5 protein-coding genes are annotated in these 6,083 nt (G+C 55.3%); all 5 read left to right on the forward strand.

The features are described 5' to 3' along the window. Positions 1–343: 343 nt before the first annotated feature. The 5 genes from ACETWG_08140 to ACETWG_08160 all read left to right on the forward strand — a co-directional run bounded on the left by ACETWG_08140 (position 344) and on the right by ACETWG_08160 (position 6,015). The gene (locus ACETWG_08140) at positions 344–937 is read left to right on the forward strand and encodes a hypothetical protein (protein ID MFB0516559.1); all 594 of its coding nucleotides are present in this window, start codon (positions 344–346) and stop codon (positions 935–937) included. Positions 938–950: 13 nt separating this feature from the next. Then, complete coding sequence (locus ACETWG_08145; protein MFB0516560.1) at positions 951–1,238, forward strand: winged helix-turn-helix domain-containing protein; 288 nt, start codon at positions 951–953, stop codon at positions 1,236–1,238. Positions 1,239–1,280: 42 nt separating this feature from the next. Further along, entirely contained in the window at positions 1,281–3,461 is a 2,181-nt protein-coding gene (locus tag ACETWG_08150; GenBank protein ID MFB0516561.1) for a TonB-dependent receptor domain-containing protein, read from the forward strand. Between the two features lie 62 nt (positions 3,462–3,523). Beyond that, entirely contained in the window at positions 3,524–4,285 is a 762-nt protein-coding gene (locus ACETWG_08155; GenBank protein ID MFB0516562.1) for a hypothetical protein, read from the forward strand. Between the two features lie 83 nt (positions 4,286–4,368). Next, positions 4,369–6,015 carry an acyl-CoA carboxylase subunit beta gene (locus ACETWG_08160; GenBank protein MFB0516563.1) on the forward strand — a complete coding sequence of 549 codons (1,647 nt, stop codon included), beginning with the start codon at positions 4,369–4,371 and terminating at the stop codon, positions 6,013–6,015. Positions 6,016–6,083: the final 68 nt, after the last annotated feature.

Raw genomic sequence — 6,083 nt, forward strand, 5'->3', positions numbered from 1 at the left:
TTTCTCCCGCATTCGGGAGTTCCTCGGCCTGTAATTAGCGCCCTGATACGTAAATAACGCGAAAGAGCCCCGGAAACGGTCCTGGGGCTATTCCTCACGGCCGTATCTAAAAGCATATATCTCGCCGGAATAATGCGTCCTCCAGCGTGATCCTTTATGCACATGTTCTCTCTTAATACAACTCCAACGACATCCATAACAGGGAATTTCTTACCATTCACTTTCGTTAGAGTAGAGTTACCAATTTGGTGTTGCTGCTACCATGAAAAAAGTACTTGTCAATAAGCCATGCAGTAAGTAATATTACTTTGAATTACAAAGTACTTTGAATATGGAGGCACAAATGAACCCCGACAAGATTAATGCCGGCGACGAAATCCGGATTATCAACGCTATGCTGGCCTATACCAGGCGACGGACCGCCGAATCTGGTGATTTCTTCATCGCCTGGGGGGTAATCCTGCTGGCAGCGCTTGGGGTCATGTGGCTCTTAGTCCTGCTGGAGAAATACAGCTATATCTGGCTCGATTGGATCCTTGCTATGGTGGTCGGCGCGGGCTATTCCTACTGGAAAATTAAACGCCTCGCGCGTAGGACGAGGGTGAAAACCTACGCCGACATGGCTATTGGCGGGACCTGGAGTGCCCTCGGTATTGCCTTCATCCTGGTTAATTTTCTTGGTCGGCCCGCAGGACTTTATATGGATGGTTGGCTTTCACCCTATTTCATGAATCTCATTCTGGCGGGGTGCGGGGTCTTTATCTCCGGCTTTCTCCTGAAAACGAATCTCCTGGTCTGGGCCGGTGTTGTGTGGTGGATCGGCGCGGTGATCCTGGCCTTCTGGGGGAGTGTGATCAACCCAATTGGGCTATACATGCTGCTGCTGGTGATAGCCTACCTGGTACCGGGCTTTTACCTGAAGCACTCCTGGAAGTAACTCGAATGCTCTTATGTCAATAGCTGACCTTGACCCGATTATTCATTCCCGTATCCGGCTGGCCATTATGTCGGCCCTGGCGGCAGCCGAGGCCGCCGATTTCATTTATCTGAAAGACCTCATCGGCACCACCGACGGCAACCTGAGCACCCACCTGTCCAAACTGGAGGCTGCTGGATACATTAAAGTGACGAAAGGCTATGTGGGGAAGAGGCCCCGGACTACCTGCCGGCTGACCCGCACCGGTCGCGCCGCATTCGAAAAGTACCTGGAGTCCCTCAAAGCCAATCTTTCCTTATAAGTTGCCCTGTAAACAAGGCAGGGGTGCAAAGCGGAGGATTAGATGAAGGTTAATATTTTGAACAACCCCTGCTCGATGGCGGTAATTCTGCTTGCCTGGGCCCTGTTCGGCAGCTTCCCGTTGGCAGCTCAAAATGTTGGCGTAATAAGCGGCCGGGTAGAGGACGAATCCGGCAGTCCCTTGCAGTCTGTCAATGTATTTCTCCTGGATAGTATTGAAGGTGCCATGACCGATGAAAACGGCCGTTTTCGGATCGAGACAGCGCGGTCTGGAAACCTGACCCTGAGGGTTTCCTGCATCGGCTATGAACCCCAGGATATCGCCGTGGTGGTCTCGCCCACTCAGCCGGTAAACCTGACCATCCGGCTGCAGGTGACCTTCATTGAAGTTGACCCGATTACCGTGAGCGCCAGTTCCTTCACTATGGCCGACGAGGAAGGTCAGACCCTCACCAGTATGGACGTGGTGACCACCGCCGGTGCCGCGGCGGATATTTTCCGCGCCATTCAGACTTTGCCGGGGGTGACCCAGGTGGATGAGGGCGCCGGGATGTTCGTGCGGGGCGGTGATGTTTCCGAAACCATTACCCTGCTGGACCAGGCTACCCTGTCCCATCCCTACCGCTATGAATCGGACACCGGAGGCTATTTCGGTATGATCAGTCCGTTCCTCCTGTCCGGTACCTACTTTGCATCGGGGGCATTTTCGGCCAAATATGGGAATGCCCTGTCCGGTGTACTGGCCATGGAGTCCTTGGATCTGCCGGATATCCGCACCCTCCAGTTCAGTGCGGGGCTGGCGGCCATCTCACTGGGGGCCGATGTGCCGCTTATCCCCAACAAATTCGGCCTCCGGTTCTCCGGCAATTATTCCGATACCTGGCCCCTTTTTAAAGTCAACGGCGGCATTGACCGGTTCGAAGACCTGCCCGTATCGTGGGATGGAAATCTGAGCCTGATTTATCGCTATTCTCACCGCGGCCAGCTGAAGGTCTCGAATTACTACAACCAGGATGATATCGGTGTCTATTTCGAAGCGCCTCGGTTCGACGGCACTCTGATCAGCGGCTCTGACAATTGGCTGAGTAACCTGCAGTGGCAGCACCTCTTTGGCGGGGACCTGCTGCTCAAGTCGAGCGTTTCACGCAACCTCTTCCATCAAGCACTCGGACTTGGCAGCCTGGATCTGGATATCTCTGATCAGTTCGTAAAATGGCGCACGGATTTGATCTACCCGCTCTCGGATAAGTTGTGGCTCAACAGCGGATTCGAAGTGGATCGCCTGCTCACCAATATCAGCGGGTCCGTTCCGGAATTTGAGAATGACTACTCGGCCGCCGGACCGATACAGACTTTCGCCACCGATTATGATACCTATCATGCCGGATGGTATCTGGAAGGCGAAATAAGCATGAGTTCCCGGCTCTTTGCAATCGGGGGTCTGCGTACCGATTATCTCCAGGGCAGTGATGATTTCACGGTGGCTCCGCGCATTTCCATCGGCTATCGCCCGACTGGTACCCAGATCCTCAAACTGGCAGCAGGGCTGTATCACCAGTATCCGAAGGCTCAATACCGGGACCCGGCTTACGGCAATCCCGATTTGAAGCCGTTGCAGGCCCTGCACTACGTGGCCGGGTATGAATTCAAGTCCGAGTTGACCAATCTAAGGCTCGAGCTGTACTACAAGGATTATGATAATCTCCCGCTGGAAGTAGCGGATTCCCTTTTGAACTACACCAACGAGGGCTTCGGTCAGGCCTACGGGGCCGATGTATTCCTGAAAGGGACTTTGCCGCTCATATCCGGTTGGTTGTCCTACAGCTACCTGGTTTCCGAACGCGAGGAGCTCGACCATTCAAGACTGGTACCCACCGATTATGATATTCGCCACAATTTCACCGCCGCCCTCAAGAGCCAGGTCGGGATGCGAAATTCCGCCAGTCTGACCTATCGTTACACCTCAGGCAAACCCTATACGCCCGCTTTGGAGGACTGGAATTCTGAGCGCTTGCCGCCGATCCAGCGGCTCGATTTTGCCTGGAGCTACTTCCGCGCGTTCGGCGAGGGAAATTTTCTCGTGCTTTATGCTGCGGTCTCAAACCTCCTTGACCGGCAGAATATTTACGGCTACATCTACTCACCGGACTATGAAGAACGGACGGTATTAAAGAGTACCTATGGTCGGAATTATTACTTTGGCTTCACCGTGGTTATCCGGTGATACCGGCCGGTTTCAGATCCAGCTGTTGACGAATCCTTCAAAGCGGCAGGAAAGGAATCAAAATGATAAGAGCAATTATGCTGGGCCTTGCTTTGCTGGTGCCCTGTTTGTCGGGGCAGACTCCAGCTGATTATATTGTCCAGGGAAAAGATAAGATCGAAGCCGCCGTTTCCGGCTGGGACCAGGGGAGAATGTTGGAAGCCAGGGCCTACTTCGAACGTGTGCTGGCCATGGGCGAGCAGGAATGGTTGCTGAATTATTATATCGCCTACTGTGATTATCGCCTGTGTAACCACGCCTTCAGTATAAACGATAAAAAAGCTGCCGGGCGGTTCGTTAATGATGGCCTCAAGCGGCTCAAGAGCAGTACCATGGAGAATCCCGAATTTGGCGATGCCTTTGCCCTCATGTCTTCTCTATATGGGTTTAAGATTTCCCTGCGGCCGTGGACCGGATTTTTCTACGGGCCGAAAGCCGGGCAGCTGATCGCAACCGCCCTGGCCCTGGCCCCGGACAATCCACGAGTATACCTCATCCAAGGTACCTCGCAATACTATACGCCGGCCGTATTCGGTGGCGGGAAGGAATTGGCCAAAGCCTCCTTTGAGAAAGCCACCATGCTCTTTGCCCGGGAAGACGTTTATCCCATTATGCCCGCTTGGGGTCATTGTGAGTCCTACGGATGGCTGGGACTTACCGAGCTCGATCTAGGCGATTCCACTTCAGCAAAACGTCACTTCGATAAAGCCCTGGAGATCGATCCTGAAAACAGTTGGGTAAAGGATTATCTGCTGCCTAAGCTGACCCCCGCAGAATCTCCGTAACTTACCTTGCTTGGCCTCCGGGCCGTTTGGTAGCTTTTACTATATTGAACATGAAGCGACCCTTCAGGAGGGATAACTATTATATGAGCATTATCGGTACCGAAGCCAAAACCTGGTCCCAGGACAAATTCCGCCAGCGCCAGGCGGCCTTCGAAAAGGTCCGCGAAGAATACCAGCGTGAAATGGCCCGGATCCGCAAGGGAGGTGGGGATAAGGCTATCGAGCGGCAGCACGGCAAGGGCTGCCTCACTGCTCGGGAACGGATCGACCGTTTGAAAGACCCTGACACGCCCTTCATGGAGCTGGGGCTGTATGCCGCTTACGGGATGTATGCCGAGTACGGCTCCCCTCCAGCTGCGGGGATTATTGTGGGCATTATCACGGTAGAAGGCCATGACTGCGTGGTAGTGGCCAATGACGCCACCGTTAAGGCCGGGGCCTATTTCGAAGTTACCCTTAAGAAAAATTTGCAGGCTCAGCAGATCGCCCTGCAGAATCACCTGCCCATTATCTACCTGGTGGACTCGGCGGGCGTCTTCCTGCCGCTTCAGGATCAGGTCTTCCCCGACGAGGCCCACTTTGGCCGCATCTTTTATAACAATGCCCGCCTTTCGGCCCTGGGCATTACCCAGATTGCAGCGGTGATGGGGCCATGTGTGGCCGGCGGAGCCTACTTGCCGGTCATGTGCGATAAGTATATTATGGTGCAGGGCTCCTACATGTTCCTGGCGGGCCCGGCCCTGGTCAAAGCAGCCATCGGACAGGAAATCGATGCCGAGACCCTGGGAGGTGCCACCACCCACAACGCTATCTCCGGCACCGCCGACTATCACGAACCCGATGATGATGCGGCCATTCAGCGCATTCGCAGCATCCTGGCAACCATCAACCTGCCCCGGGAACGGGCCTTTGAGCGTAAGGAACCGGTAGAGCCCCGCCAGCCCCTCAGCGATATCCCCGGCTTGTTCTATCCCCCCGAGACCACCCAATTCGATATCCGGGAAATCCTGGCCCGCATCCTCGATGACAGCACCTTTGATGAGTATAAGGCCACCTACGGCAAAACGCTGGTCTGCGGCACCGGGCGCCTTGGTGGGTACGCGGTGGGTATCGTGGCTAACCAGAAGACGGTGCAGCGTACCCACGAGGGGGAAATGCAGATGGGGGGTGTGATTTACTCCGACTCGGCGGACAAGGCGGCCCGGTTCATTATGAACTGCAACCAGGACCGCATCCCGCTGATCTTTTTCCACGATGTGAACGGGTTCATGGTCGGCCGGGCTGCCGAGTGGGGCGGCATTGCCAAGGACGGGGCCAAAATGGTGAATGCCGTGTCTAACAGTGTGGTGCCCAAAATCGCGGTTGTCATTGGGGGCAGCTACGGCGCCGGCAATTATGCCCTCTGCGGACGGGCTTACGATCCCCGCTTCATGTTCGCCTGGCCCACAGCCAGGATTGTAGTCATGGGAGGGGCTCAGGCCGCCAATACCCTGGCCGACATCCAGCTGGCCCGCATGGAAAATCCCACCGCGGAGGATCGCCAGCGCATCGTGAATGAAGTCGAAGCGCGCTATGACCGCCAGTCCGATCCCCGCTACGCCGCCGCCCGCATGTGGGTGGATGAAATCATCATGCCCGAAGAGACCCGCCAGGTGCTCATCCGCTGCCTGCAGCTCTGCGACCACCAGACAAAAATGCCCGCCCCCCGCTTCGGCGTCCTGCAGGTGTAGGGTGCCATCAAAAAGGCGTGGGTAGGAGTGTATTGCAATACGCCCCTACGGCTTGCGCGTTCATTTAC

The sequence above is a fragment of the Candidatus Neomarinimicrobiota bacterium genome, from assembly GCA_041862535.1.
Lineage (GTDB): Bacteria > Fidelibacterota > Marinisomatia > SCGC-AAA003-L08 > TS1B11.

Excerpts from the sequence above, each read along its gene's own strand:
- ACETWG_08140 (MFB0516559.1), top strand. The coding sequence starts at position 344 with ATGAACCCCGACAAGATTAATGCCGGCGACGAAATCCGGATTATCAAC.
- ACETWG_08145 (MFB0516560.1), top strand. The coding sequence starts at position 951 with ATGTCAATAGCTGACCTTGACCCGATTATTCATTCCCGTATCCGGCTG.
- ACETWG_08150 (MFB0516561.1), top strand. The coding sequence starts at position 1,281 with ATGAAGGTTAATATTTTGAACAACCCCTGCTCGATGGCGGTAATTCTG.
- ACETWG_08155 (MFB0516562.1), top strand. The coding sequence starts at position 3,524 with ATGATAAGAGCAATTATGCTGGGCCTTGCTTTGCTGGTGCCCTGTTTG.
- ACETWG_08160 (MFB0516563.1), top strand. The coding sequence starts at position 4,369 with ATGAGCATTATCGGTACCGAAGCCAAAACCTGGTCCCAGGACAAATTC.